Source organism: Psychroflexus sp. MES1-P1E, from assembly GCF_002836055.1.
Classification (GTDB): domain Bacteria; phylum Bacteroidota; class Bacteroidia; order Flavobacteriales; family Flavobacteriaceae; genus Psychroflexus.
In genome coordinates this window covers 1-25,576 of record NZ_PJBS01000148.1, presented here as the reverse complement: position 1 = coordinate 25,576, position 25,576 = coordinate 1, and the positions used below count along the sequence as shown (strand labels likewise).

Here is a 25,576-nt window from a genome sequence, read left to right as displayed (position 1 = left end):
ATAAAATGAAATTAACCACTGAAATTCCTTTACAGTTGTCGTCATCGCCTATCGATTACGACTCAAAACTGTTGAGTCTAGGCTCTTGTTTTGCGGAACATATCGGTGATAAATTGACTTATTATAAATTCAAAACCACTCAAAATCCATTTGGTATCTTGTTTCATCCGCAGGTCTTATTGAACGTCTTGGAGAAAGCATTGTCTAACGACTCCTTTTCAGTAGATGATGTATTTCAGCAGGATCAAAAATGGCATTCTTTTTATGCTCATTCCAGATTAAACAGGACGTCTTCGGCTGAAATTTTAGCAGAATTAAATTCAGCAGGAAAAGAACTTAAAACAGCTTGTGTAGAGTCTAGTCATATCCTTATTACTTTGGGGACATCATTCGTTTATAGACATATAGCTTCTGGTCAGCGGGTCGCCAATTGCCATAAAGTTCCTCAAGCTAAGTTCGAAAAGCAATTGATTTCGGTAGAAGAGTTACATCAAATTTTGTCTAAACTTGTTAATTGTATTCGGGAGATAAATCCAAAGGTTAATATTATTTTTACGGTATCTCCTGTAAGACATATTAAGGATGGAATGCTTGAAAATTCAAGAAGTAAATCTCATTTAATATCTGCTTTGCACTGTGTTTTAGAGGAGATGTCATTTTCAAAACTTCAGTATTTCCCGTCTTATGAATTGATGATAGACGAGTTTCGGGATTATCGATTTTATAAACGAGATTTGATTCATCCTAGTGAGGTAGCGATTGATATGATCTGGGAAAAATTTATGCATAGTTTTATTTCTGAAGGAATTTATGAGGACATGGCTAAAGTGCAAAAGCTTCAAAAGTCTTTGGCTCATCGGCCTATGGATTCCTCTGTAAAAACTGACTCAAAATTAAAAGCCTACCAATATAAATTTAAAGAAGAGCTTACTAAAAAGTATTCTTTTATGAGATTCTAGACCTTATGACTCGAAAGCAAGAAATAATAGATACTGCCAAAACCCTTTTTAGAGAACGAGGCTACAAATCTGTAAGTATGCGGGATTTAGCCAAAGTAATAGACTTTAAAGCGGCTAGCCTTTATAATCATATTTCTTCTAAAGAAGAGATTTTAGCTGATATTGTATTGGATGTTGCCCGTTATTTTACCCATGAAATGAATATCATAAAAAGCCTCAATGTGGATGCCAAAACACAGTTAGAAGGCGTCATTAAACATCATGTGGACTTAACGATAAATAACCCAGAAGCTATCGCTATTCTCAATAATGACTGGATGCATCTGGAAGGCAAGCACCTTGAAGATTTTAAAATGATGCGAGACACCTATGAAAATGATTTGAGAAGTATTATAACTCAAGGAATTGAGCATAAGGAGATTGCGTTTCAAAATATAGATATTATTTTATTTTCAATCCTGTCGACTTTAAGAACTTTGCATCTTTGGTATCGCAAGCGGAGTGATCTAAGTGAAAACGACTTAAAAAAAGACATCACCGATATTCTTTTAAAAGGGATACTTGTCAAGTCGTAACGAAATTTCACAAGAGCGTCTTTTAGGTTTTTTTTTTACGCTCAATATCTTCAGATTTATTTATGCATTTAGTCGAGTGTTTTTATTGAGTATTTTTTATTTTAGTCTATGTATTTGAAGTTTGGAAAGTCTTTTTTGGATGTGTTTTTAAGTCTTTTTGGAGTGATTATTCTATTTCCATTTTTGACCTTAATCTATATAGTCCTTTTTCTTATCCATTTTTCCAATCCTATTTTTTATCAAACTCGAGTAGGGCAGGGGGGTCATTACTTTACAGTGTATAAATTTAAAACGATCAAAACCAATACCTCTACCAATGCCTTTTTGAGGGGTATACGGAAAACAAAAATTGATGAACTTCCACAACTTTTTAATGTTATAAGAGGAGATATGAGTCTTGTCGGATTTCGGCCAGACATTCCTGGGTATTATGATAAATTGACAGGGGAAAGCCGTTTGATTCTTCAATTGAAACCAGGAATTACTGGTTTAGCATCTTTACAATTTGCAAATGAAGAAGTAATCCTTGCTCAGCAAAGCAACCCGCTGGCCTATAATGACGAAGTCTTGTTCCCTCAAAAAGTAGAGTTAAATCTTCGCTACTACAAAAAAGTTTCATTTGTATATGACCTAAACATTCTTCTAAAAACTATACTTTTACCGTTCCTTAATTAAATCTAAATTCAATGTCTTCAGAATTATCAAAAATATGGTTATCCTCTCCTCATATGGGAGGCCAAGAACAAGAGTTTGTTGCAAAAGCTTTTGAAGAAAATTGGATTGCACCTTTAGGTCCAAATGTGAATGGATTCGAAGAAGACTTACAACAGTATCTTGGAAATGATAAACAAATAGGAGTATTAAGCAGTGGTACTGCAGCTATTCATTTGGCTCTAGTCCAGTTAGGAGTAAGTCATGGAGATGAGGTGATTTGCCAAAGTTTTACTTTTTGCGGATCTGCAAATCCTATTATGTATCTAGGGGCAACGCCTATTTTTGTAGACAGCGAAATTTCAACTTGGAATATTTGCCCCAAAGCCTTAGAAGAGGCCATTGTAGATAGAATTTCTAAAGGTAAAAAGCCAAAAGCTATTATCCCAGTTCATCTATATGGGATGCCTTATAAAGTTGATGAGGTAGGAGCTGTTGCACAGAAATATAACATTCCTATTATTGAGGATGCAGCTGAATCTTTAGGATCCACTTATAAATCCAAAAACTGTGGGACGTTTGGAGAGTTTGCAGCACTTTCCTTCAATGGAAATAAAATCATTACAACTTCTGGTGGAGGTGCTTTGGTCTGTGCAGACAAAGAGTCAAAAGATAAAACCGTTTATTATTCGACTCAAGCTAGAGATGCTGCACCACATTATCAACATACTGAAGTTGGATTCAATTACCGAATGAGTAACATCTCAGCTGGAATCGGTCGTGGACAAATGATAGTTTTGGATGAGCATGTTGGCTTGAGAAGAGAGATGTTTCACTTTTATAAGTCGATATTCGAAACTATTGACCAAGTGGAGGTCTTTACCGAGCCTGATAATGATTTTTTCAGTAACCATTGGTTATCAGCAATTACGGTCCGTCCAGAACCCACAAAAGGGATAAGTCGAGAAGATCTTCGTTTGCATTTAGACCAATACAATATAGAAAGCCGTCCACTTTGGAAACCGATGCACTTACAACCTGTTTTCGAAAAAATGCCATTTTATGGTGGTCAAGTGGCAGAACACCTGTTCGAGGTAGGCTTGTGCTTACCATCAGGATCTAATCTTACCGATGAAGAGAGAACAAGAATCAAAAAAGCGATTCTAGAATTTTTTCAAAATAAATAGAATATGGATATTTTTGAACTCATTCAGCAAAGACGAACAGTCTCACCAAATCAATATAACAAGCAGCCTATTACAGACGAAGAGTTGCAGAAAATTTTAGAATCTGCCAATTGGGCTCCAACCCATAGAAATACCGAACCTTGGAGGTTTAAGGTTATGCAGGGAGAAAGCAGGTTGAAACTTGCTGATTATCTTATAGAAAAGAATGCAGAATTAGAGGATAAGCCTTCTTCCTTTAAAAATAAAAAAATCAGTTCTAAATTTGAGAATTCCCATACGGTTATAGCTATTTGTATTCAAAAAAGCCCAAAACGGATACCTCCAGAATGGGAAGAAATTTCTGCGGTTGCGATGGCTGTTCAAAATATGTGGCTTGCTTGTACAGCATTAAAAATTGGTGCGTATTGGAGCTCTCCTTCTCTTATTAACCATCTGGATGAATTCTTCAACTTTAATGAAGGTGAAAGCTGTTTAGGTTTTTTTTATATGGGAAAATTAGATGGTGAACTTCTAGAAGGAAAGAGAAAATCTCCTATCGATGCCAAAGTAGAGTACCTGTAAATAGGTATATGATTTGCAGACTCTAAATTTTAACACCATTTTTATTGTTTATAAACTAACAATCGTTAGTTTTGTTTATAAATTTATAATTAATGGCTAGTTTTTTTCCGATTAAGGTAAAAGAAGTTTACAAGGAGACTGAAGAGTGCTCAGTAGTGACCTTCGATATTCCCGCGGAGTTAAAGAATGAGTTTCGATACCAGCAAGGTCAGCATCTAACTTTAAAAAAGGATATCCACGGAGAAGACGTCAGGCGGTCTTACTCCTTATGTTCTAGTCCTGTGGATGACGAATGGAAAGTTGCCGTTAAGCAAATTTTTGAAGGTAAATTTTCAACATTTGTCAATCAGGAGTTGAAAGCTAATGATGTTTTGGAAGTCATGCCGCCAAGTGGAGACTTTGGAGTTGAGGTGGACGATCATAAAGAAAAAACCTTTTTATTTTTTGCAGCTGGTAGTGGCATTACGCCTGTTTTGTCAATGCTTAAAACTCACCTCGCCAAAGAGCCAAAAGCGAATTGCAAGCTGTTTTATTTAAATAAGAATGCAAAATCTATTATATTTAAAGAAGAAATAGAACAATTGCGAAATCGATATTTTGGAAGAGTTGAAATTTTCTATTTTCTCACGAGAGAGCAAAGGGATATAGAACTTCTCAATGGAAGATTTACACCAGAGAAAATCCAAACTTTAGCCAACACGGTATTTGATATTGAGCAAGTCGATGAGACTTTTATCTGCGGACCTGAGAAGATGATTTTTATGATTCGAGATGAATTGTCTACCTTGGGGTTAAGTAAAGATCATATTCATTATGAACTTTTTGTAACAGGTCTTTCTGAAGAAGATAAGAAGCGTACAGAAGCAGCGATGGCCAAAAGGATAGATGGCACTCAAATTACTATCTTAGACGGTGGGAAAGAGTTTCACTTTGCAATGACCAAGGACTTTGATAATATTTTAGATGCTGCTTTAGCAGCTGGAGCAGACTTGCCCTTCGCTTGTAAAGGGGGTGTGTGTAGCACCTGTAAATGTAAAGTGATGGAAGGTGATGTAGAGATGAAAGTCAATTATGCCTTGGATAAAAATGAAGTAGCTCAAAACTATGTTTTGAGTTGTCAAGCAGTTCCAACATCAGATAAGGTTACTGTTGATTTTGATGTCTAAAACTTAGATAGTCGAACAGCGGCATATTATAAAAAAGGATAAAGTAAAATTGAATTTTAAAAACTAAACGCTATGAGTCATACAGAAAAGAAGATTGCTAATGCTGACCAAATCCGAAGTTTGGAAGAGATGTTTGATGCTAAGATTGCTCGTGATGGAAAGATTGAACCAAAAGACTGGATGCCAGAAAAATATAGAAAAACACATATCCGTCAAATTTCCCAGCATGCCCACTCTGAGATAGTAGGGATGCTTCCAGAAGCAAATTGGATTTCACGTGCACCGTCTCTAAGGAGAAAAGTAGCGCTTTTAGCTAAAGTCCAAGATGAAGCAGGTCATGGCTTATACCTTTATTCCGCTTGTGAAACCCTTGGAATTTCTAGAGAAGAACTCTACGAGCAGTTGCATTCTGGTAAAGCAAAATATTCAAGCATATTTAACTATCCTACTTTAACTTGGGCAGATATGGGTGCGATTGGCTGGTTAGTGGATGGCGCAGCAATTATTAATCAGGTGCCGCTTTGTAGTACCTCTTTTGGACCTTATGCCAGAGCAATGGTGAGAGTTTGTAAAGAAGAGAGTTTTCACCAAAGACAAGGTTATGAGATCATGATGACCCTTTGCAACGGAACTCAAGAACAAAAAGACATGGCGCAAGATGCCTTGAATAGATGGTGGTGGCCAGCTTTAATGATGCTAGGTCCAACCGATGAGCAATCTACACACACAGAGCAATCCATGATATGGAAACTCAAACGCAAGACAAATGATGAGTTGCGTCAACAGTTTATTGACCAAACAGTTCCTCAAGCAGATATTATTGGCTTAAACATTCCAGATTCAGAGTTGAAATACAATAACGAAACGGGTCATTACGATTTCGGAGAGATAGACTGGGAAGAATTTTGGCAAGTGGTAAAAGGTCACGGGATGTGTAATAAGGAAAGAATTTCTGCTAGAAAAAAGGCTTGGGATAACGGAGAATGGGTAAGAGATGCCGCTGTAGCCTATGCTGAAAAACAAGCCGAAAGCCAAGAGGCAAAACAGGCTGTCTAATTCAGACTAGTGCAATGACTAGAAATCGATTATTAACAAAATAGGTATGAAAAAGAACTGGCCGCTTTGGGAAGTATTTGTAAGGAGTAAAAATGGCTTAGAACATCGCCATTTCGGAAGCTTACATGCCCCAGATGCAGAGATGGCTCTCAAAAATGCGAGAGATGTTTATACGAGAAGAAATGAAGGGGTAAGTATTTGGGTGGTAGAATCCATAAATATAAAAGCCTCCAATCCCGATGATAATGAAGAAATGTTTGAACCAGCAACAGACAAAGCATATCGTCATCCTACATTTTATGACTTACCAGACGATATTGAACACATGTAGAAAGGTGTTTTCTCCTTCAACTTTATAAGACACTATCAAATGACAAATGAAAATTTAATACATTATATTCATGGTATCGCTGATAACTCGATGATTTTAGGTCAGCGTATTTCAGAATTGTGCGGTCACGGGCCTACTTTGGAAACCGATATTGCATTAACAAATATAGCCTTGGATTTATTAGGGCAAACCCGGAGTTATTATCAATACGTAGCCGAATTGTCCCCAAAAGATATCACTGAAGATGATGTGGCTTTTTTAAGAAAAGAAAGAGAATATAAAAATGTCCTTTTGGTAGAACAGCCAAATACAGATTTCGCTTATGTCATTGTTCGACAGTATTTCTTCGACGTGTTTCACTATTTACTTTTAAAAGAACTAGAGAAATCCAAGAATGTCAACTTTCAAGCCATCGCTAAAAAGAGTTTAAAAGAAGTGTCCTATCACAAGCGATTTTCTGGAGATTGGTTAAAAAGGCTTGGAGATGGAACTGATGAAAGTAAACAGAAAACTCAACAGGCCGTTAATGATTTATGGGTGTTTACCGATGAATTGTTTCATATGACAAAAGATGACCAAGTTGTTGCTGATGCTGGTTTTGGAGTGGATAATTCAACGTTGAAATCCGAGTATTATACAATGGTAAAGAGTTTGCTAAAGGAATGTAAACTTCAAATCCCCGAGGTAAAATATTTTCAAAAAGGAGGAAAAAAAGGAATACATTCAGAACATATGGGATATATTTTATCCGACATGCAGTTTATGCAACGCACTTACCCCGATATGAAATGGTAAGTCTTAGGTCTTAAATTAAGTAGGATACTTAAAATTTAAAGTATTAATCCAGCAATTTTATTTATAAACTTCTAAATTCACTATAGCTTTTGACTGAAGATGTATACATAGAAGCAGAACTCCTTTCGATCCTCAAGTCAGTTCCGGATCCGGAAATTCCCGTGCTTTCCATTATCGACTTAGGTGTGGTGAGGTCCGCATATTTGAAGGGGAAAGATGTTTTTGTGGAAATTACTCCAACCTACAGTGGTTGTCCTGCTATGGATGTGATAGGAGACGATATCAAAACAGAACTCAAGAAACACGGTTACATTCCGAAAGTTAAACTCATTTTATCTCCGGCTTGGACTACCGATTGGATGACCGATGAAGGAAAGCAAGCTCTAAGAGATTATGGAATAGCCCCTCCAATGGACGCCACTTCGGATAAGGAGGCTTTGTTAGGAAATAAACGGGTCATTTCTTGTCCACAGTGTGAGTCTAAGAATACAAGACTGGTGAGTCAATTTGGTTCTACGGCTTGCAAGGCCATGTTTAAATGTGAGGATTGCGAAGAGACTTTCGATTATTTCAAATGTCTAACTTAAAAGAATTTGGCGGTTTCCCCTTTCATCGCTATCGCTATGGGGAGGGGTCGCGCTTTCGCCCGTCGCTTTCTCATCAAAAAAAACGAGAAGAGCTCCAACAAAGGCCTCAATCCCTAACCGAGGCTTATCTCAAACGGCTTTTTACAAAGTTATTTAACTACAATTTTTTAAGTGACCTTCAGTTTTCTATTTCTAAAGCTCAGTTGCAAAATTCAAATTAGTTACGTCTCAATTTCGTAACTTTTCGATCTATAAATTCATAAAAATTCTAAAATAATGGATTCTAGTATTTTACTAAATATACAAGATCAAGTCGCCTATATTAAGTTCAATAGGCCTAAGAAATACAATAGCTTCAACAGAGAAATGGCTTTTAACTTGCAAAATACTTTAGACGATTGCATCAAGAATGATGAGGTTAGAGCTATAGTGCTTACTGGAGAAGGCAAAGCTTTTTGTGCCGGTCAAGATTTACAAGAAATCACAGACCCCGAGCAAAATCCTGGGTTTAAAAAGATCTTGGATGACCATTACAACCCGATTATCACCAGAATCAGAAATGTAGAAAAGCCAGTGATCGCTGCTGTTAACGGAGTCGCTGCTGGTGCAGGAGCTAATATTGCTTTAGCCTGCGATATTGTAGTAGCCTCGGAAGAAGCAAGCTTTATACAAGCTTTTTCTAAAATTGGTTTAATCCCAGATTCAGCAGGTACATTTTTCCTCCCTCGATTAATCGGGTTCCAAAGGGCCTCTGCTCTTGCAATGCTTGGAGATAAAGTAGACGCTGTGGAAGCTGAGCGTATGGGGATGATTTATAAATATTTTTCTATAGAAACCTTTCATGAGGAAGTGGAGAGCTTAGCTAAAAAGGTATCAAAGATGCCTACAAAAGCCTTGGCATACACCAAAAAAGCACTTAACAAATCTTTCAATAACTCCTTAGAAGAACAATTAGCATTAGAATCGGAGTATCAAATCGCAGCTGCATCTACAGAAGATTATGAAGAGGGAGTTGCCGCCTTTATGGAGAAGCGCAAGCCTGAATTTAAAGGGAAGTAAGAATGCAGAATAATGAATAACGAATACGGAATGCTGAAAATTTCAGATTTGATATTTTTTATTTCAAATTCCAAATTTATCTTTAAAAAAATATAATTATATGTAGCTATGACTTCCGCTGAATTAGAAAATAGATCGATTGATTTTGCTGCTGGTTGTATTAAATTAACAAAGACAGTTGTTAAATCCTTTGCTTCAGAACACATGAGTAGACAATTGATACGTTCGTCAACAAGTTTTGCATTAAATTATTCAGAGTCAATTGGGGCATTTTCATATAGAAAATATTGAATAACGAATATTGAATGTTTAACGGAGAATAAAGAATACTGAATACAAAATAACGATTAACGAATGCTGAAAATTTCAGATTTGATATTTTTTATTTCAAATTCCAAATTTATCTTTTTTAAAATATATAATTATATGTAGCTATGACTTCCGCTGAATTAGAAATAGATTGATTGATTTTGCTGTTGGTTGTATTAAATTAACAAAGACAGTTGTTAAATCCTTTGCTGCAGAACACATGAGTGGACAATTGATACGCTCGTCAACAAGTTCTGCATTAAATTATTCAGAGTCAATTGGGGCATCTTCATATAGAGACTACATTAATAAAATGCAAATATGTTTAAAGGAATTAAGAGAATCAAAAACCAATCTAATTATCCAAAGTAAATCAGATTTTTATGAAGATAATAAGGCAACTGAATATTTAATAGAAGAAGCTATTGAGTTGGTGAAAATATTCTCAAAAAGTATAGCAACTTCTAAACAAAATAATAAAAAGATATAGACTCCAAAAGTAAGTATCTGTCTTAAAATTTGAAATGTCATTTTTGAAATGAAAAATTTAAAACAATCATGAACATAGCTATTATAGGAAGCGGAACCATGGGAAGTGGTATTGCTCAAGTCGCTGCAACAGCTGAGTGTCGAGTAAAAATTTACGACACAAAAAAGGAAGCTTTAGAAAAGGCGAAGCAGTCTCTAGAGAAAATACTCAATCGTTTGATTGAAAAAGGACGTATAGATGACACAGAAAAAACGAGGATACAGTCCAACATCACTTATGTGGAAAGCCTAAAAGATTTATCGGATGCCGATTTAACCATCGAAGCGATCGTCGAGAATTTAGACATCAAGCAAAAGGTCTTTAAAGAACTGGAGAGTTATCAATCCGACGAAGCGATAATAGCCAGTAACACCTCCTCGCTTTCCATAGCGTCTATAGCTTCTGCCTTACAAAAACCAGAACGATGCATTGGGATTCACTTTTTTAATCCTGCTCCATTAATGCCCTTGGTAGAAGTGGTGCCAGCTGTGCAAACCTCGAGTAAGGTATTTGAAGACGTGTTTTCTATTATCGAGAGTTGGAAGAAAATAGCGGTTAAAGCAAAAGACACTCCTGGATTTATTGTGAATCGAGTGGCTAGGCCTTTTTATGGAGAAGCGCTGCGGATCTATGAAGAAGGTTTTGCAGGACTACCAGAAGGGGAAGCCGGTTTTGCAACTATAGACTGGGCCATGAAAGAGCTTGGAGGATTTAGGATGGGACCTTTTCAACTGATGGATTTTATTGGTAATGATGTGAACTACACTGTAACAGAAACAGTTTTTACAGCCTTTTATTATGATCCGCGTTACAAGCCATCTTTAACACAAAAACGATATGCTGAAGCAGGATATTTAGGTAGGAAATCTGGAAAGGGATTTTATAACTACTCAGAAAATACTGAGAAGATGGCCCCTGTAAAGGATAAAGCTAATGGTAAAAAAATATTTAATAGAATTCTTGTTATGCTTATTAATGAAGCTGCTGATGCCTTATCTTTAAATATTGCCACGGCTAAAGACATTGACTTGGCGATGACCAAGGGTGTTAATTATCCGAAAGGCTTACTGAGCTGGGCCAATGAAAAAGGAATCGATTGGTGCGTAGAACAGATGGATTTTCTGTATGATACGTATAGAGAAGATCGCTACAGATGTAGCCCGTTGCTTCGTCAATTAAATAAAGAAAATAAAGTGTTTGAGATCTAGGAATTTAAACATACCAATCAACTTATGAAACCAACTACTATACCTGAAAAAATGCTTTCCCAAGATGCCTTTAGTTCTTGGCTAGGCGTTGAAATTTTGGAAATTAGCCTAGGAAAATGTAAGGTAGGTTTAAAAATAAGAAGGGAAATGCTGAATTCTATGCAAAAAGCCCATGGTGGGATCAGCTATGCCTTGGCAGATACAGCCTTCGGTTTTGCAGCGAATACCCACGGAAACTATGCGGTCTCTATAGAAACCTCGATTAACCATATAGAAGCCTTGCATGAAAATGATTACATCACAGCAGAATCCATAGTTGAAGTGACCAAAAACAAGCTAGGATTTCACATCGTTGAACTAAAAAAAGGAGAACAAATAGTAGCCTTATTTAAGGGAGTCGTTTACAGAACTTCTAAAGAATGGGAGTAAAACATTAATGATTGATTTTTAATAATAAAATATGGACGCGTACATTATAGATGGCATAAGAACTCCAATAGGAAATTATAAGGGAGCCCTGTCTCCAATAAGGGTAGACGATTTAGGAGCTCTAGTTATTAAAGAAGTAGTAAAGCGGAATCCTAATATTCCCAAAGAAGCTTATGATGATGTGATTTTAGGATGTGCTAATCAAGCTGGGGAAGACAATCGGAATGTAGCTCGCATGTGTTCGCTGTTAGCTGGTTTACCTTTTACCGTTCCAGGTGAAACCGTCAACCGATTGTGTAGTAGTGGACTTTCTGCTATTATACATGCAAATAGAGCAATAAAGGCAGGAGATGGTGACCTCTTTATAGCGGGTGGTGTTGAGCATATGACTCGAGGACCCTATGCCATAGCAAAACCCTCTTCGGCTTATGGAAATGATGCTAAAATGTATGACACAAGCTTTGGATGGAGATTTATCAATCCAAAAATGGAAGAGTCTTATGGAACAGATGGAATGGGCGTTACCGCAGAAAATCTTGTGGACATTTATAAAATTTCACGAGAGGACCAAGATATTTTTGCACATCGCTCTCAAATGAAGGCCACAAAAGCTCAAGAAAATGGCAGACTGTCTAAAGAAATTATTGGCGTAGAAATCCCACAACGGAAAAAAGATCCGATCTTATTTGATAAAGATGAATTTATAAAGCCTCAAACCCAATTGGAGATCTTGGGTAAGTTAGGACCGGCATTCCGCAAAGGTGGAAGTGTAACGGCAGGTAATTCTTCCGGCCTTAATGATGGAGCAGCAGCTACAGTTATAGCTTCAGAAAACGCTGTAAAAAAATACGGTCTTCAACCTATGGCTAAAATTCTGAGTTCTGCCGTCGTTGGTGTTGAACCAAGAATCATGGGTATTGGACCTGTGGAAGCTTCTAACAAAGCCTTAGCTAAAGCTGGTCTAAAAATGGAAGACATGGACATTATTGAGTTAAATGAAGCTTTTGCTGCGCAATCTCTAGCTTGTATAAGAGCTTGGGGCTTAAAAGATGATGATGCTAGAATCAATCCTAATGGAGGAGCAATTGCCATTGGTCACCCTCTTGGGGTAACCGGAGCCCGATTAGCCTATTCAGCAGCTTTAGAATTAAAACTAACTAAAAAAAAATATGCCCTAGTGACCATGTGTGTTGGAGTAGGACAAGGTTACGCTGCAGTAATTGAAAATGTGAGCTAAGTTTTTGTTTTATAATATTAACTATAAAACTATTTTTATAAGCACATTCACATCGTCATTACCTGATAAATTACTTCAGGAGCAACTTATAGCATCGAAGGACTATAAGATGCTGAAAAATATGAGTATTGAAATGGTATTAGAAATTTACTTAGAACAATTGGACAGAGCTGTTTACCTAAAATTTTGTAAAAGAATGGCTATAGATATGGATAGCTAGTTATGGTTGAAGAAGGACTGACAGCTTAATGAATTAAAAGGAGAATGAGACAAGGTGAAATATGTGAGGTTTATCTCGATACGATAACAGGAAGTGAACAAAGCAACAGAAGACCATCTGTGATTATTTCAGGAAATTTGAAAACAGTGATCAGTTGTCCTTTAACCTCAAAATTGAAAAATTATCGTGGCAACCTAGTTGTTTCGCCAAATAAAATCAATGGATTATCTAAGAAGTCTGAAGCAATGACGGTTCATATCCACTCTATTTCAAAAGAATGGTTTAAAAATAAACTAGGTACTTTTAATAGTGATAAATTGTCTAAAATTATTGAAAGTCTCAACAAAATCATCAAATATCAGTTTTAAACGCTTTAAAATAAACTATGCAAACCACACAAAGTTATATTCAAGGTCAATGGAAACAAGGTAAAGGAGAAGGTAAGCCTATTTTTGATTCCATAACTGGAGAACATTTTACAAACATCAATGTGGATGGTTTCGATGTTCCTGAAGTCCTCGCCTATGGAAGAGAAAAAGGAGATACTTTAAGAAAGATGACCTTTCAGGAACGCGGGAATATGCTGAAGGCATTAGCATTTCATCTTCAAAAAAAGAAAAGAGCATTTTATGACTTAAGCTATAGAACAGGAGCTACCAAAATGGATTCTTGGTTCGATATCGATGGGGGTTTTGGTAATCTTTTTGCTAATGCTTCTCTGCGTAAACTGTTTCCAAATCAACCTTTTGATGTGGAAGGGGATCCTATTGATCTCTCACACGGTGGTCGCTTTATGGCCCATCATATCTTAGTACCTAAGGAAGGAGTTGCTATTCATATCAATGCCTTTAATTTCCCAGTCTGGGGTATGTTGGAGAAATGTGCGGTCAATTGGATGGCCGGCGTTCCTGCAGTAGTCCTTCCAGCACCCCAGTCGGCTTATTTAACTGAAGCTGTCGTCAAAGAAATTATTGCCTCTGGAATTTTGCCAGAAGGCGGTTTACAGCTTATCAGTGGAACGGCAAAGAATATTTTGGACTCTACAGAATCTCAAGATATTGTCACCTTTACAGGCTCGGCCAAAACGGGTCGGTTACTTAAAAATCATCCTAGACTTTTAGAAGAATCTGTGCCTTTTACGATGGAAGCCGACTCTTTGAACGCTTCCGTTTTAGGCGAAGATGCTGTGCCTGGGACACCAGAATTTGACTTGTTTATTCGTGAAGTTCGAAATGAAATGACCGTAAAATGTGGTCAGAAGTGTACCGCGATACGACGTATTCTAGTTCCAGAACACCTCATGGAAGATGTGCAAATTGCTTTAGGTAAAGCCTTGGATAAAGTTACGTTAGGCGACCCTCGACTCAAAGAAGTTCGCATGGGCAGTTTAATTGATAAGAACCAAGTGGAGGCCGTTAAAAAGTCAATTTTAGAACTCTCAAAAACAGCTGAACTCGTTTATGGTGATTTTGATAAAGCTAAAACCATTGGAGCTGATTATGCAAAAGGAGCTTTCATGAAACCTATTTTATTAAGAGAAAATCATCCTTTTGAAAACGAAGCTGCCCATATTACAGAAGCTTTTGGTCCTGTAAGCACACTCATGCCATATAAAACCTTGGAGGATGCTATAAAATTATCTAAAAAAGGAAAGGGCTCATTGGTTAGTTCTATTTTTACCAATAGTGATATTATAGCAAGGGACTACACCATTCAAGCAGCTTCTCATCATGGTAGAATACTGTCGATCAATAGAGAATCTGCTAAGCAAAGTACAGGTCACGGTGCACCATTACCAAATCTAGTTCACGGTGGCCCAGGTAGGGCTGGCGGTGGTGAAGAAATGGGGGGGAAGCGTGGTATTAAGCATTTTATGCAGCGTTGTGCTATCCAAGGAAGTCCAACAACATTATCCGAAATCACAGGAATTTATCAACCCAAAGCCGACTATAAAGATGCTGAAAAGCATCCTTTTGCTTACCATTGGGAGGATATCCAACCTGGAATGTCCCTCAAGACTCATAACCGTACTTTGACGGATACCGACATTATTAATTTTGGAAACCTCACTTGGGACCACTTCTATGCACATACAGATATTACCTCTTTGGAAGGGAGCATTTTTGAGCAGCGGACTGCTCATGGTTATCTTATTATTTCTGCTGCGGCTGGTTTGTTTGTATATCCTAACAAAGGACCTGTAGCAGCCAATTACGGCTTAGAGGAAATCCGATTTCTACGCCCCTTATATCATAATGATACTATTCATGTGCGCTTAACCTGTAAAGAAAAGGTGGACCGCGATCAAAAAGGAAAAGAACTACCTAGCGGTATTGTAAAATGGTACGTGGAAGTCTTCGACACAGAGGCTGTGGAGGAAGAGGATAAGTTGGTAGCTATTGCTACGATCTTGACTATGGTACAGAAAAAACAAACCACTTTTCATGAAGTAGATCGATCTTTTATTCAAGAAAAGTTGAGCGAGTTAGATGAATCGGCAACTGCTCAATGGGGACTGATGAGGCCACAGCATATGGTAGAACATCTCGAAATGAGTTTGCGAATCGCTACAGGTGAAATTTCTAATTTTGAAATTAACACTCCAGAAGAACATATTGAACAAGTTCAAGAAACCTTATACAATTACGAAAAAATGCCTAAAGGCTATAAAATGCCCTTGATGAAGAAAGATGAGTTGGAACTTTTAAAGTATGAGGGTTTATCTGAAGCTAAAATGTCTCTGCTAGAGGCTTATGATAATTTTGTGGTATTCTTTAGAGAGCATCCCAAGGCGATTACCAAAAACCCAGTCTTTGGTGAACTTACTAGTTTTGATTGGAAACTATTAAACCGCAAACACTTTAATCATCATTTTCAGCAATTTGGGTTGATATAAAAAAACAGATTTAGCGACCTTTAATGACGTGGTTAAATGTGAATCAGATTGTATATTAGACCAATAATAATTAGTTTTAGAAAGCATTCGAAAACGATTGAGAAATAAAAAAAAATATGACTAAACCATACGTAAAAAAAGATATTAAGGATAAAATTGCAACTATTGAATTTTTTCATCCAGCTCACAATTCCTTGCCTAGTGATATTTTGGCCAAATTGGCAAGTACCATCACAGACGCAGGTAAAGACGATGAGGTTTTAGTACTCATTTTAAAATCTGGGGGTGATCGTACTTTCTGTGCTGGAGCAAGCTTTAAAGAGCTAATTTCCATCAATGATGAAGTGACAGGTGAAACTTTTTTTAGTGGATTTGCCAATGTGATCAATGCGATGCGAAAGTGTCCGAAATTTATTATTGGTCGCGTGCAAGGTAAAACTGTTGGTGGTGGGGTTGGATTAGCTTCTGCTATGGACTACTGCATGGCTACGCAACATTCGGCAATTAAACTCAGTGAATTAAATTTAGGCATTGGACCTTTTGTCGTTGGACCTGCAGTAGAACGCAAACTTGGTGTAAGTGGAATGTCACAAATAGCTATCGATGCCAATTCTTTTTATTCAGCAGAATGGGCAAATCAAAAAGGATTATTTGCAAAGGTTTTTGATACTACTGAAGAGTTGGATCTCGCCGTTGAAGAGTTTGCTAAAAACGTGTGTGAATATAATCCAGAGGCGGTAAAACATATGAAGCAAATGTTTTGGCGAGGGACTGAAGATTGGGATGAACTTCTTCTGGAACGTGCGAAAATAAGCGGTAAGCTAGTATTGAGTTCGTTTACGAAGGAGAAATTGAAGAGGTTTAAATAGAGAGGAGTTATGAGAGGTGAGTAATATGAAAAGCAATTATCATTTTTAGTTTGAAGATTTAAAAGTTGATCAAAAAGCTATTGATTTTGGTGAGCAAGTAAATCATCAGATAGAAAATTTTCCAAGTCATGAACCATATAAATTAGCATCTCAATTTATCAGAGCAGCAGATTTTATAGCCTTGAATATTGCTGAAGGCCCGGCCAATTCTGATGCTAATTTTGGAAAATACTTAAAAATAGCTTGGAATAGCGATCATGAATGTGTTGCAGCTTCAACTAAAGCAAGACTTCGAAATTATATAAGCTTAGAGGTTGATGAAGAAAATAGGGAAAAAATTACTGAAATATCTAAAATGATTTCAGCTTTACTAAAGTATCTTAGAACTAAATAATAAATCTACAGTGACTCACCTCTAATGAACTAATTATACATGATCTACAAATTTAAAAATCACACCCCTATTGTTCACGAATCGAGTTTCGTTCATCCACAGGCTGCAGTCACTGGTAATGTAATTATAGGAAAAGACTGTTATATTGGTCCAGGAGCTGCTATTCGTGGTGATTGGGGTGAGATAATTCTAGAGGATGGAGTTAATGTGCAGGAGAATTGTACGGTTCACATGTTCCCAGGTAAATGCATTACCCTAAAAAAAGGAGCACATGTAGGTCATGGTGCAATCATCCATGGCGCAAATTTAGGAGAAAACTGTATGATAGGTATGAATGCTGTGATTATGGACGATTCTGAAATTGGTGAGGAGTGCATTGTCGGAGCTTTGGCATTTGTAAAAGCAGAATCCAAGATTCCTAAACGCAGTTTGTTGGTTGGAAATCCTGCAAAAATCATAAAAGAAGTCTCAGAAGATATGATCGCATGGAAAACTGCTGGAACCAGATTATATCAACGTTTGCCTGCAGACTGTCATGAAAGTTTAGAAGAAGTGGAACCCCTTAGAGAGATTCCCAAACACCGTCCAAAACAAGAGAATTTCTACAACACGCTTGAGGAATTTCGGAAGAAAGAGTAACATGAACTAATAGATCTTGAATCAGTAAGGTTCAATTCTACACAAAAAAGATTATGAGTAGCAAAGTAAAAACAGAATTCAAACTTCCTAAAATGGGAGAAAGCATTACTGAAGGGACAATTCTAAATTGGATAGTAAGTGAAGGGGAAAGCTTTCAAGACGGTGATATTTTAGTAGAAGTGGGGACAGATAAAGTGGATAATGAAGTTCCAGCTCCATTTTCTGGAACTCTAATTGAAACCAAATATGGAGCTAATGATATCGTCAAAATTGGTGAGGTGATCGCCATTTTAGAAGAAACCAGCATTTCAGAAACACGGGGGAATTCTTCTGAAGTAAAAACTGAAAATCAAGAGACCCCTACCGCTAAAGAGCCAACCAAACCTTCACTACCAAAGCCTGCTTTAAAAACGTCTAAAAATCCATCTCTTACTGAAAATCAACCTTGGATGCCCAGTTCAAGAGGTCATCATTTTTATTCTCCTTTGGTTGAAAAAATTGCAAAAGAGCATCATATCAGCTATGAGGAGTTAGCCCGTATTCCAGCATCAGGGAAGAAAGATCGACTTCAGAAGTCTGATATTTTTAAATATATCGAAGATGGCCGTCCGGCTCAATTCGCTCAAAACCAAGTCGAAAAGTCCTCTGGATTTCAAGTTCCTGACTTAAAATTTGATAAAGGAAAAGGTAAGCTCGTGGAGATGGGTCGCATGCGTCAAATGATTGCAGACCATATGGTCTATTCAAAGCATACTTCTCCTCATGTTACTGCTTATGTGGAAGCAGATATGACTAATTTGGTTAACTGGAGGAATGCCAATAAAAAAGAATTCCAAGAGAAAACAGGTGAAAAATTAACCTTTACGCCGTTATTTATTCAGGCTGTGACTAAAGCTATTCAGGACTTTCCCATGATTAACTCTTCACTAGATGGTAAAAACATCATAGTGAAAGAGGATATTCATATCGGGATGGCTACGGCTTTACCAAGTGGTAATCTAATAGTACCGGTAGTAAGACATTCAGATCAAAAAGATTTAGAAGCCTTGGCGAAAAATGTGAATGCACTCGCTAGGAAAGCAAGAGATAATAAGTTGACCAGTGAAGAAACCAAAGGCAGTACGTTCACAATTTCTAATGTAGGGACCTTTGGAAGCTTGATGGGAACTCCGATTATCAATCAGCCTGAAGCAGCGATTTTAGCGATAGGTATTATCAAAAAGAGAGCTGAAGTGATGGAGTATGAGGATGGTGATAAAATTGAAATCAGGCAGATGATGTATCTGTCCTTATCGTTTGATCATAGAATAGTAGACGGATTTTTAGCTGGTAGCTTCTTAAGACGAATTGCAGATTATCTTGAAAAAGAAGAGATGCTTACTATTAATTAAGAATTTTGCAAAATGCTTTCGAATACTATTTTACGCAAAGTTCGCCAAGAAAAGATAAGGATGAGTTTATAAAAGTTAATTAAAAATGACAGAAAACGAACTTTCCTATAAAGCAATTGGAATGGCCTTGCATAAAAATCTTGGATCAGGATTATTAGAGTCCACTTATGAATGTGCATTAAAATATGATTTAGAAGGTGCTGGTCTTAATGTTACACAACAGGTTCCAATGCCTTTTATTTATAAGGAGATAAAAATGGATGTTGGATATAGACTAGATTTAGTTGTCGAAGATAAATTGATTTTAGAAATTAAATCTATTGAGAATTTAGCTCCAGTTCATTTTGCTCAGTTATTAACCTATTTAAAACTTTCAGATAAAAAACTTGGCTTATTAATTAACTTCAATACAAAGTTACTTAAAAATGGTATTCACCGAATAGTAAATGATTTGTGAATAAAACTTCGCGCTCTTTGCGAACTTTGCGTGAAAGAAAATTCTTTATGTAACCATCAAAAAATTATCACTAGAAAAATATAAAGCATGAAATTAAATAGAGATATATTCAAAAAAGCCTTCACCAATTTAGTCACCGCGAAAGCCTTGACAGAATTATACGAAGAGAACTTTAAAGTGGTTTCCAAATATGTACATGCGACTTCTCGTGGTCATGAAGTGATTCAAACTGCGGTAGGTATGCAATTGCAGCCTCAAGATTATATATATCCATACTATCGCGACGATTCTATTTTATTGGCCATTGGCATGCAGCCTAAAGATTTGATGTTGCAACTTTTAGCGAAAAAAGACGATCCCTTTTCAGCAGGACGGACTTATTATTCTCATCCTAGTTTAAACGATGCGGATAAGCCTAAAATTCCACATCAAAGTTCTGCAACAGGGATGCAAGCGATCCCCGCGACTGGTGCTGCTATGGGTTTTTGGTATAAAGAACACAAAGACTCTAAGTTTGATATTCAAAATTCAGAATCTCCTGTGGTTGTCTGTTCTTTGGGAGATGCCTCGGTCACGGAAGGCGAAATAGCAGAGGCTTTTCAAATGGCTGCTCTTAAGCAGCTGCCTATCATTTATTTAGTACAAGATAATGGTTGGGATATTTCAGCGAACGCTGAAGAGACAAGAGCTCAAGATGCTTTCGAATATGCTAAAGGATTTCATGGACTCGAAGCTATTAGTATTGATGGCACTGACTTTATAGAGTCCTATACAGAATTTGAAAAAGTACTCAGCACTGTAAGGAAAGAGCGAAGACCTTTTCTAGTTCACGCTAAATGCCCCTTACTTAATCACCATACCTCGGGAGTGAGAATGGAATTTTACAGAGATGATCTGGAAGAATCTAAAATGAGGGATCCATATCCAAAACTTAAAAAACAACTCTTAGAAAATGGGTTTACTGAAGGTGAGCTGGACGCTATTGAAAAAGCAGCTAAAGCTGTAGTCGCTAAAGACTATCAAGAGGCTCTGCTAGCAGAAGATCCTAAGCCAGAGGATTTATTTACTCATGATTTTGCACCGACACCCATTACAGAGGAAAAGGGGAATCGCTCTCCAGAAGGTGGAGAAAAAGTGGTTATGGTAGATTGTGCTTTGTTTGCTATTAAGGAGCTTATGAACCAACATCCAGAATGCTTACTTTATGGACAAGATGTCGGGGGTAGGCTAGGAGGAGTCTTTCGTGAAGCCGCCACTTTAGCACAAAAATTTGGAGATCATCGCGTCTTCAACACTCCCATACAAGAGGCTTTTATTGTCGGCTCTACAGTAGGCATGTCTGCGGTAGGTTTAAAGCCTATTGTAGAAGTTCAATTTGCAGATTACATCTGGCCAGGGTTAAACCAATTATTTACTGAGGTGAGTCGCAGTTGCTATCTTTCTAATGGAAAGTGGCCCGTTTCTATGATTCTCCGTGTGCCCATTGGTGCTTATGGTAGTGGAGGACCTTATCATTCGTCTTCCGTTGAAAGTGTGATCACCAATATCCGTGGATTAAAAATTGCTTATCCAAGTAATGGTGCAGACCTAAAAGGGTTGATGAAAGCGGCTTATCATGATCCAAACCCTGTAGTCATTTTTGAGCATAAAGGTCTTTACTGGAGTAAGGTGCCCGGAACTAAAGGAGCCACAAGCATAGAGCCAGCAGAAGATTACGTATTACCTTTTGGAAAAGCTTGGGTGTTACAGGAAATTTGGCCTCAGGACGATGATGAGACTATGAGCATCATCACTTATGGAATGGGAGTTCATTGGGCGATGAATGCGTCTCAGGAACTTGGACTTCAGGACAAAATTGAAATTGTAGATTTAAGAACACTGCATCCTTTAGACGAAGAAGCGATTATGAAGTCTGTCAAAAAATGTAAGAAGTGTTTGGTGGTCACTGAAGAACCTTCAGAAAACACCTTTGCCAGAGCCTTAAGCGGTAAAATACAAGAACAGTGTTTTCAGTATCTGGATGCACCTGTTATGACGATTGGGTCTGAAAATATGCCTGCTATTCCACTGAATTCAACTTTAGAACAAACTATGATTCCGAGTACAGAAAAAGTGAAAGTTAAAATACAGGAAATTTTAAGGTATTAGGTGTAAAGTTTCACCAAATTATTGATGTCATTTCAATCTTTTCGAGGATTTCTTTTTCGGCTACGTCTTCAAAGAAAACCTCGAAAAGGTTAGATAAAAAAGTTAATTATTTTTGTTTTACCACACTTAAAAATGATTGTGTAACAAATCTATCTTTTGATTTTTTTTATTACAAATTCTGAATTGGTGTCAAGGTTCCACGTTTTCCAACAAACCGTTTCAAAATGTAAAACAGGGATTTCATCAAAGATGTTTCTTGTGCCCCTCATAACATTAAACATGCTTTAACCGCTTTGGAAAAAGCTCTTGCTATAAGTTTGATAAGTTCAACGTAGCATACTATAGATGAGATTTGGAAAGCTTTGTTAGAGAGTAATCCGGCAATTTGAAGAAGTTCTGTCTACCGTTGTCTTGTGAAGGGAATCATCAATAATATACCTCAGGAAAAGAAGGGTATTGCCAAAAAATTCAAAGCATAAAAACCAAGTTACCTGCATACTGTTTTGACCTATTTGCCAAAATCCAAAGGGCAGTCACATCATATCAAATTAAATTTATAAAATCGTATAAATAATTTGAATTATACTACGACGTAGCTCAGCACAGATTTTTTGATTGATATTGATTAAAATTAAAAAATAAGTAACGTAGCTTTAATCAAAGTATTTCTTTTAAAAAAAGGAGAAAGAAACTATCTATTATCATATTGTATGGTCAAATTGATATTTTTTATTTGCGATAATAGTCAGAGCTACCAAGACTATCTTCTATAAGGTTTATGAAAATAAAAAGGCTGAGAGTGCAAAAGATTTCATGGACAAATGCTTGGATTTCTTTCCGTTCTTTATCACTCATGTCCTAACTGCTAATGGACTTGAATTTACCAACAGATTCATTTTTTCAAAAAAACTTTTTAAAAAGCCTTCTAAAATGGACGTGAAATGTATGAAAAACAATAGTGAACATAGACTTACAAAACCAGCAACACTAAAAACGAATGGAATGGTTGAAAGAGTCAACGTAACTATAAAAAATAATACCGTCCTAAAAATAAAATGCCAAAACAAACAGCAGATGGACAAAGATATGATGGAGCTACTGTGCTATTATAATTTGTAAAGGAGGCATGGTTCTTTGGGAAAAGAACTAAATGTGAAAACTCCTTTTCAGGCCGTTTATAAATTGTATGAAATAGAACTTGAATTATTTAAAACAACACTTAAATTTGAGATTCTGATTCATGATGATGCCTCTACTGACGGCAACATTAAAATAATAAAAAATATAAGCATGGCGATGGTGACGATTTTATTTTATGACGATTAGTAAGTGAAAAAGAAGCTGACGTTGTACGACATTTGAATGCTAAATTTATACCAAATTAAATTTATAATGTCGTGTAAATAAATTGAATTATTTTTTGACTAATTGAAGTTAAAAATAATTAGCATAGCCTTAGTTACGGTAATTATTTTTGATAAAAAGCAGGCGAAAAAGAAACGATTTATTGCGACATTATAGGTTTAAATTGGTATTATACATCACAAAGCTCAGCCCCGCGATTGATTTAAATTAAAAAGCGAGCCTCAAAAAGAAGCTCGCTTTAAATTTTATGGTTTATTCAAATCTAAATACATTGAGTATATAAAAACTATTATTATTTCAATTGTTCAGCAAAAAATCCCATCATAGCGGTATATAAATCCATGCGATTTTCTTCTTTTGCAAAACCGTGTCCTTCATCATATTTTACCATATAAGGCACATCAACACCTTTGTCCCGAAGGCTTTTTACAATCTGGTCACTCTCATCAATGTTCACGCGAGGATCGTTGGCTCCTTGTACTACAAATAAGGGTTTTTTGATTTTATCTATATGAAAAGCTGGCGATACTTCGTTCATTATTTCTTTTTCTTCTGGAACTTCTGCATCATACCATACTGCTTTTAGAATAGGCAAATAAGGGGCCCAATAAGCAGGTATGGTTTCCATAAATGTAAACAGATTAGAAACGCCTACATAATCTACACCACAAGCATATAAGTCTGGTGTTTTGGTAAGTCCGCGTAACACAGCATAACCCCCATGACTACCTCCGTAGATTGCCGCTTTATCTTTGTCTACCCAGCCTTTGTCTACAACGTACTGTAATCCGTCTTCCACATCATCCATAGCTTTGCGGCCAATTTCTTTAAAACCACTGCGTAAAAACTCCTTACCATAACCTCCGCTTATTCTGAAATTAACATGCAATGTGGCATAACCACGACTGGCAAATAATTGCGCCTCTGGATTAAAGCCCCATGAATCTCTAATGCCTTGTGGGCCACCATGTGGATTGACAATAACTGGCACCTTTTGTCCTTTTACAACTTCATTGGGTAGAGTTATGTAACCGTGAAGTTGAATTCCATCGCGACTTTTAAAAGAAATAGGACGCATTTCCGACATGTCGTTCTCCTTCAATTGAGGCATTAAATCAAATAAAAGTTTTATTTCATCTTTCGTTACATCGTAAGAATAGTACTTACCATACAACTTATCACTGGTGACATAAATTAAATAGTGACTTTCATCATCGGTTCTATCAGACAAGTAAAAATTGTAACCTGGAAATTCCTTTTCTAGCTTTTTATGTAGTTTTTTGTAATATTTACTAACAGGAATGATTTCGTCTTTTTCACCTTCATAACTAAAATAATCGAGCTCCCAATTTCTATTTCTAGATATAGAGGCGCCTGATACATCATAATTTTTATGAGAGAATAGTTTTTCAACAACCTCATTTTTAGCTAAATCGTATTTATAGATTTCTGTTTTATCCGAATTTAGATTAGAGACCATATAAGCGTCATGTTCATTTTCTGAAGCATAATCAAAACTGATGATAGAAAAAGCATCATCCCATTTTGTAGTTTTCATCAATTTATAATCTCCAGGTTCTACAGCATAATAAAATTCTGAATTTATGCCATCTTTAAGACGGGCAAAACCTCGTAAATTTCCATCTTTATCAAATTCATACCCCATTATAGGATTTGTTATATCGGTATTCTCATACAACTGCTCCAATTCGCCGGTAGTAATATTGATTTTATAAGGATCAAAAACTTGGGCATTATTTTTATTCATGGAAATCACCATATGATTTTTATCCTCTTTTAATAATGCTAAAATTTCAACTTTTACACCATCATAAGGAGTCAATTCTTTTTGATTATTTCCATCAATATCGACTGCAAATAGGTGGTAATCTTCATTACCACCTTTATCCATAATATATATTAAACGATTGTCATTTGCCCAGCCATACCCGCGTATTAGTTCCTCTGCTTCTGTAATAACACGCTGAACATCCCCGGTTTTAATGTTTTTGACATAGACATGGTTTTTAAGATTATCATCTTTCTCACGGTAACTTAAATACGTTCCATCTGGAGAAAGTTGAAATTCTGATGATGCTGGTTTAGCAAAATAATCAGCCACAGAATAGTTATAATCTCCTGTTTCTTTATTGGCCAAAGCTTCCATTTCTTCCTCAGAACTTGGCAAGGAAGTATCACCAGGTTTTTCTAATTCACCTTTGGTAAGCGTTAGCGGCATATCCATCCCGCCTTGTTTAAAATTCCCTGTCATGTTATCTCCGTTTACTTCTGCTGTGTATTCAATTTGTCCACCCATTAATGAAAGTGAAAGTTGTGTACCCTCAAGACTTACTTTTTCAACAGGTAAGTCTGTAGCACCTTGAGATGGACTATCCATCGTTGCTGTGAGGTTGTCATCATTTCCAGAGAAATGAATAACCAAAGGAATTTCTTGCCCCATGGCGTTGAGCTTACCGCTCCAGTCTCCATTTATTGTTTGTCCATTGACCATGGTTAAAGACAAAAATAATAGAATAACTAGAGAAATTCTGTTTAAG

The 25,576-nt window shown here is 36.7% G+C and carries 26 protein-coding genes and 1 pseudogene; 26 read left to right on the top strand and 1 reads right to left on the bottom strand.

Annotated elements, in window-relative coordinates:
• The first annotated feature begins 5 nt into the window (after positions 1-5).
• From CXF67_RS04770 to CXF67_RS18100, 26 genes and pseudogenes are all read left to right on the top strand, one after another.
• Entirely contained in the window at positions 6-959 is a 954-nt protein-coding gene (locus CXF67_RS04770; RefSeq protein WP_102087700.1) for a GSCFA domain-containing protein, read from the top strand.
• 5 nt (positions 960-964) lie between these two features.
• The gene (locus CXF67_RS04765) at positions 965-1,534 is read left to right on the top strand and encodes a TetR/AcrR family transcriptional regulator (protein WP_102087699.1); all 570 of its coding nucleotides are present in this window, start codon (positions 965-967) and stop codon (positions 1,532-1,534) included.
• A 108-nt stretch (positions 1,535-1,642) separates the two neighbouring features.
• On the top strand, positions 1,643-2,209 hold the full coding sequence (locus tag CXF67_RS04760; RefSeq protein WP_102087698.1) for a sugar transferase: 567 nt from the start codon (positions 1,643-1,645) through the stop codon (positions 2,207-2,209).
• 11 nt (positions 2,210-2,220) lie between these two features.
• Positions 2,221-3,372 carry a DegT/DnrJ/EryC1/StrS family aminotransferase gene (locus tag CXF67_RS04755; RefSeq protein ID WP_102087697.1) on the top strand — a complete coding sequence of 384 codons (1,152 nt, stop codon included), beginning with the start codon at positions 2,221-2,223 and terminating at the stop codon, positions 3,370-3,372.
• Positions 3,373-3,375: 3 nt separating this feature from the next.
• Positions 3,376-3,933, top strand: coding sequence for a nitroreductase family protein (locus CXF67_RS04750; protein ID WP_102087696.1), 558 nt, complete (start codon positions 3,376-3,378; stop codon positions 3,931-3,933).
• A gap of 92 nt (positions 3,934-4,025) precedes the next feature.
• On the top strand, positions 4,026-5,099 hold the full coding sequence (locus CXF67_RS04745; RefSeq protein ID WP_102087695.1) for a 2Fe-2S iron-sulfur cluster-binding protein: 1,074 nt from the start codon (positions 4,026-4,028) through the stop codon (positions 5,097-5,099).
• A gap of 72 nt (positions 5,100-5,171) precedes the next feature.
• Complete coding sequence (gene paaA, locus CXF67_RS04740) at positions 5,172-6,155, top strand: 1,2-phenylacetyl-CoA epoxidase subunit PaaA (protein WP_102087694.1); 984 nt, start codon at positions 5,172-5,174, stop codon at positions 6,153-6,155.
• A 46-nt stretch (positions 6,156-6,201) separates the two neighbouring features.
• Positions 6,202-6,486 carry a 1,2-phenylacetyl-CoA epoxidase subunit PaaB gene (gene paaB, locus CXF67_RS04735; RefSeq protein ID WP_102087693.1) on the top strand — a complete coding sequence of 95 codons (285 nt, stop codon included), beginning with the start codon at positions 6,202-6,204 and terminating at the stop codon, positions 6,484-6,486.
• Between the two features lie 39 nt (positions 6,487-6,525).
• Positions 6,526-7,281, top strand: a complete 756-nt coding sequence (paaC, locus tag CXF67_RS04730) for a 1,2-phenylacetyl-CoA epoxidase subunit PaaC (protein ID WP_102087692.1) — start codon at positions 6,526-6,528, stop codon at positions 7,279-7,281.
• 89 nt (positions 7,282-7,370) lie between these two features.
• Positions 7,371-7,868: a 1,2-phenylacetyl-CoA epoxidase subunit PaaD gene (paaD, locus tag CXF67_RS04725; RefSeq protein ID WP_102087691.1), complete on the top strand. Its 498-nt coding sequence runs from the start codon at positions 7,371-7,373 to the stop codon at positions 7,866-7,868.
• 276 nt (positions 7,869-8,144) lie between these two features.
• Positions 8,145-8,927: an enoyl-CoA hydratase-related protein gene (locus tag CXF67_RS04715; RefSeq protein WP_102087689.1), complete on the top strand. Its 783-nt coding sequence runs from the start codon at positions 8,145-8,147 to the stop codon at positions 8,925-8,927.
• Between the two features lie 108 nt (positions 8,928-9,035).
• Positions 9,036-9,218, top strand: a complete 183-nt coding sequence (locus CXF67_RS04710) for a four helix bundle protein (protein ID WP_102087688.1) — start codon at positions 9,036-9,038, stop codon at positions 9,216-9,218.
• Between the two features lie 169 nt (positions 9,219-9,387).
• Positions 9,388-9,726, top strand: coding sequence for a four helix bundle protein (locus tag CXF67_RS04705; protein WP_257984598.1), 339 nt, complete (start codon positions 9,388-9,390; stop codon positions 9,724-9,726).
• A gap of 68 nt (positions 9,727-9,794) precedes the next feature.
• A complete protein-coding gene (locus tag CXF67_RS04700; RefSeq protein WP_102087686.1) occupies positions 9,795-10,973 on the top strand; it encodes a 3-hydroxyacyl-CoA dehydrogenase NAD-binding domain-containing protein in 1,179 nt (392 codons plus the stop codon).
• A gap of 24 nt (positions 10,974-10,997) precedes the next feature.
• A complete protein-coding gene (locus tag CXF67_RS04695) occupies positions 10,998-11,402 on the top strand; it encodes a PaaI family thioesterase (RefSeq protein WP_102087685.1) in 405 nt (134 codons plus the stop codon).
• Between the two features lie 31 nt (positions 11,403-11,433).
• Complete coding sequence (gene pcaF / locus CXF67_RS04690) at positions 11,434-12,639, top strand: 3-oxoadipyl-CoA thiolase (RefSeq protein WP_102087684.1); 1,206 nt, start codon at positions 11,434-11,436, stop codon at positions 12,637-12,639.
• 264 nt (positions 12,640-12,903) lie between these two features.
• A complete protein-coding gene (locus tag CXF67_RS04680; RefSeq protein WP_102087682.1) occupies positions 12,904-13,227 on the top strand; it encodes a type II toxin-antitoxin system PemK/MazF family toxin in 324 nt (107 codons plus the stop codon).
• 17 nt (positions 13,228-13,244) lie between these two features.
• Complete coding sequence (paaZ, locus tag CXF67_RS04675) at positions 13,245-15,755, top strand: phenylacetic acid degradation bifunctional protein PaaZ (RefSeq protein WP_102087681.1); 2,511 nt, start codon at positions 13,245-13,247, stop codon at positions 15,753-15,755.
• Between the two features lie 116 nt (positions 15,756-15,871).
• Positions 15,872-16,624, top strand: coding sequence for an enoyl-CoA hydratase/isomerase family protein (locus tag CXF67_RS04670; protein WP_102087680.1), 753 nt, complete (start codon positions 15,872-15,874; stop codon positions 16,622-16,624).
• Positions 16,625-16,688: 64 nt separating this feature from the next.
• A pseudogene (locus CXF67_RS04665) lies at positions 16,689-17,018 on the top strand (four helix bundle protein); the annotation flags it as partial.
• Between the two features lie 39 nt (positions 17,019-17,057).
• Positions 17,058-17,657 carry an acyltransferase gene (locus CXF67_RS04660; RefSeq protein WP_102087679.1) on the top strand — a complete coding sequence of 200 codons (600 nt, stop codon included), beginning with the start codon at positions 17,058-17,060 and terminating at the stop codon, positions 17,655-17,657.
• A gap of 53 nt (positions 17,658-17,710) precedes the next feature.
• Positions 17,711-19,048: a dihydrolipoamide acetyltransferase family protein gene (locus CXF67_RS04655; protein ID WP_102087678.1), complete on the top strand. Its 1,338-nt coding sequence runs from the start codon at positions 17,711-17,713 to the stop codon at positions 19,046-19,048.
• A gap of 85 nt (positions 19,049-19,133) precedes the next feature.
• A complete protein-coding gene (locus CXF67_RS04650) occupies positions 19,134-19,505 on the top strand; it encodes a GxxExxY protein (RefSeq protein WP_102087677.1) in 372 nt (123 codons plus the stop codon).
• Between the two features lie 87 nt (positions 19,506-19,592).
• Positions 19,593-21,653 (top strand): alpha-ketoacid dehydrogenase subunit alpha/beta, encoded by a 2,061-nt coding sequence (locus tag CXF67_RS04645; protein WP_102087676.1) that lies wholly within the window; start codon positions 19,593-19,595, stop codon positions 21,651-21,653.
• 813 nt (positions 21,654-22,466) lie between these two features.
• Positions 22,467-22,772 carry a hypothetical protein gene (locus CXF67_RS04640; protein ID WP_219621020.1) on the top strand — a complete coding sequence of 102 codons (306 nt, stop codon included), beginning with the start codon at positions 22,467-22,469 and terminating at the stop codon, positions 22,770-22,772.
• 33 nt (positions 22,773-22,805) lie between these two features.
• Positions 22,806-22,979, top strand: a complete 174-nt coding sequence (locus CXF67_RS18100; protein WP_180957898.1) for a hypothetical protein — start codon at positions 22,806-22,808, stop codon at positions 22,977-22,979.
• Positions 22,980-23,310: 331 nt separating this feature from the next.
• On the opposite strand, the gene CXF67_RS04630 is transcribed toward CXF67_RS18100, so the two are convergent.
• Positions 23,311-25,576 (bottom strand): S9 family peptidase (locus CXF67_RS04630; RefSeq protein ID WP_257984597.1); only part of this gene is annotated, 2,266 nt, incomplete at its 5' end.

Excerpts from the sequence above, each read along its gene's own strand:
- CXF67_RS04755 (WP_102087697.1), top strand. The coding sequence starts at position 2,221 with ATGTCTTCAGAATTATCAAAAATATGGTTATCCTCTCCTCATATGGGA.
- CXF67_RS04680 (WP_102087682.1), top strand. The coding sequence starts at position 12,904 with ATGAGACAAGGTGAAATATGTGAGGTTTATCTCGATACGATAACAGGA.
- CXF67_RS04670 (WP_102087680.1), top strand. The coding sequence starts at position 15,872 with ATGACTAAACCATACGTAAAAAAAGATATTAAGGATAAAATTGCAACT.
- CXF67_RS04770 (WP_102087700.1), top strand. The coding sequence starts at position 6 with ATGAAATTAACCACTGAAATTCCTTTACAGTTGTCGTCATCGCCTATC.
- paaC (WP_102087692.1), top strand. The coding sequence starts at position 6,526 with ATGACAAATGAAAATTTAATACATTATATTCATGGTATCGCTGATAAC.
- paaZ (WP_102087681.1), top strand. The coding sequence starts at position 13,245 with ATGCAAACCACACAAAGTTATATTCAAGGTCAATGGAAACAAGGTAAA.
- paaA (WP_102087694.1), top strand. The coding sequence starts at position 5,172 with ATGAGTCATACAGAAAAGAAGATTGCTAATGCTGACCAAATCCGAAGT.
- CXF67_RS04765 (WP_102087699.1), top strand. The coding sequence starts at position 965 with ATGACTCGAAAGCAAGAAATAATAGATACTGCCAAAACCCTTTTTAGA.
- CXF67_RS04640 (WP_219621020.1), top strand. The coding sequence starts at position 22,467 with ATGGACAAATGCTTGGATTTCTTTCCGTTCTTTATCACTCATGTCCTA.
- CXF67_RS04660 (WP_102087679.1), top strand. The coding sequence starts at position 17,058 with ATGATCTACAAATTTAAAAATCACACCCCTATTGTTCACGAATCGAGT.
- CXF67_RS04645 (WP_102087676.1), top strand. The coding sequence starts at position 19,593 with ATGAAATTAAATAGAGATATATTCAAAAAAGCCTTCACCAATTTAGTC.
- CXF67_RS04655 (WP_102087678.1), top strand. The coding sequence starts at position 17,711 with ATGAGTAGCAAAGTAAAAACAGAATTCAAACTTCCTAAAATGGGAGAA.
- CXF67_RS04710 (WP_102087688.1), top strand. The coding sequence starts at position 9,036 with ATGACTTCCGCTGAATTAGAAAATAGATCGATTGATTTTGCTGCTGGT.
- CXF67_RS04750 (WP_102087696.1), top strand. The coding sequence starts at position 3,376 with ATGGATATTTTTGAACTCATTCAGCAAAGACGAACAGTCTCACCAAAT.
- CXF67_RS04695 (WP_102087685.1), top strand. The coding sequence starts at position 10,998 with ATGAAACCAACTACTATACCTGAAAAAATGCTTTCCCAAGATGCCTTT.
- CXF67_RS04650 (WP_102087677.1), top strand. The coding sequence starts at position 19,134 with ATGACAGAAAACGAACTTTCCTATAAAGCAATTGGAATGGCCTTGCAT.
- pcaF (WP_102087684.1), top strand. The coding sequence starts at position 11,434 with ATGGACGCGTACATTATAGATGGCATAAGAACTCCAATAGGAAATTAT.
- CXF67_RS04700 (WP_102087686.1), top strand. The coding sequence starts at position 9,795 with ATGAACATAGCTATTATAGGAAGCGGAACCATGGGAAGTGGTATTGCT.
- paaB (WP_102087693.1), top strand. The coding sequence starts at position 6,202 with ATGAAAAAGAACTGGCCGCTTTGGGAAGTATTTGTAAGGAGTAAAAAT.
- CXF67_RS04760 (WP_102087698.1), top strand. The coding sequence starts at position 1,643 with ATGTATTTGAAGTTTGGAAAGTCTTTTTTGGATGTGTTTTTAAGTCTT.
- CXF67_RS04715 (WP_102087689.1), top strand. The coding sequence starts at position 8,145 with ATGGATTCTAGTATTTTACTAAATATACAAGATCAAGTCGCCTATATT.
- CXF67_RS04745 (WP_102087695.1), top strand. The coding sequence starts at position 4,026 with ATGGCTAGTTTTTTTCCGATTAAGGTAAAAGAAGTTTACAAGGAGACT.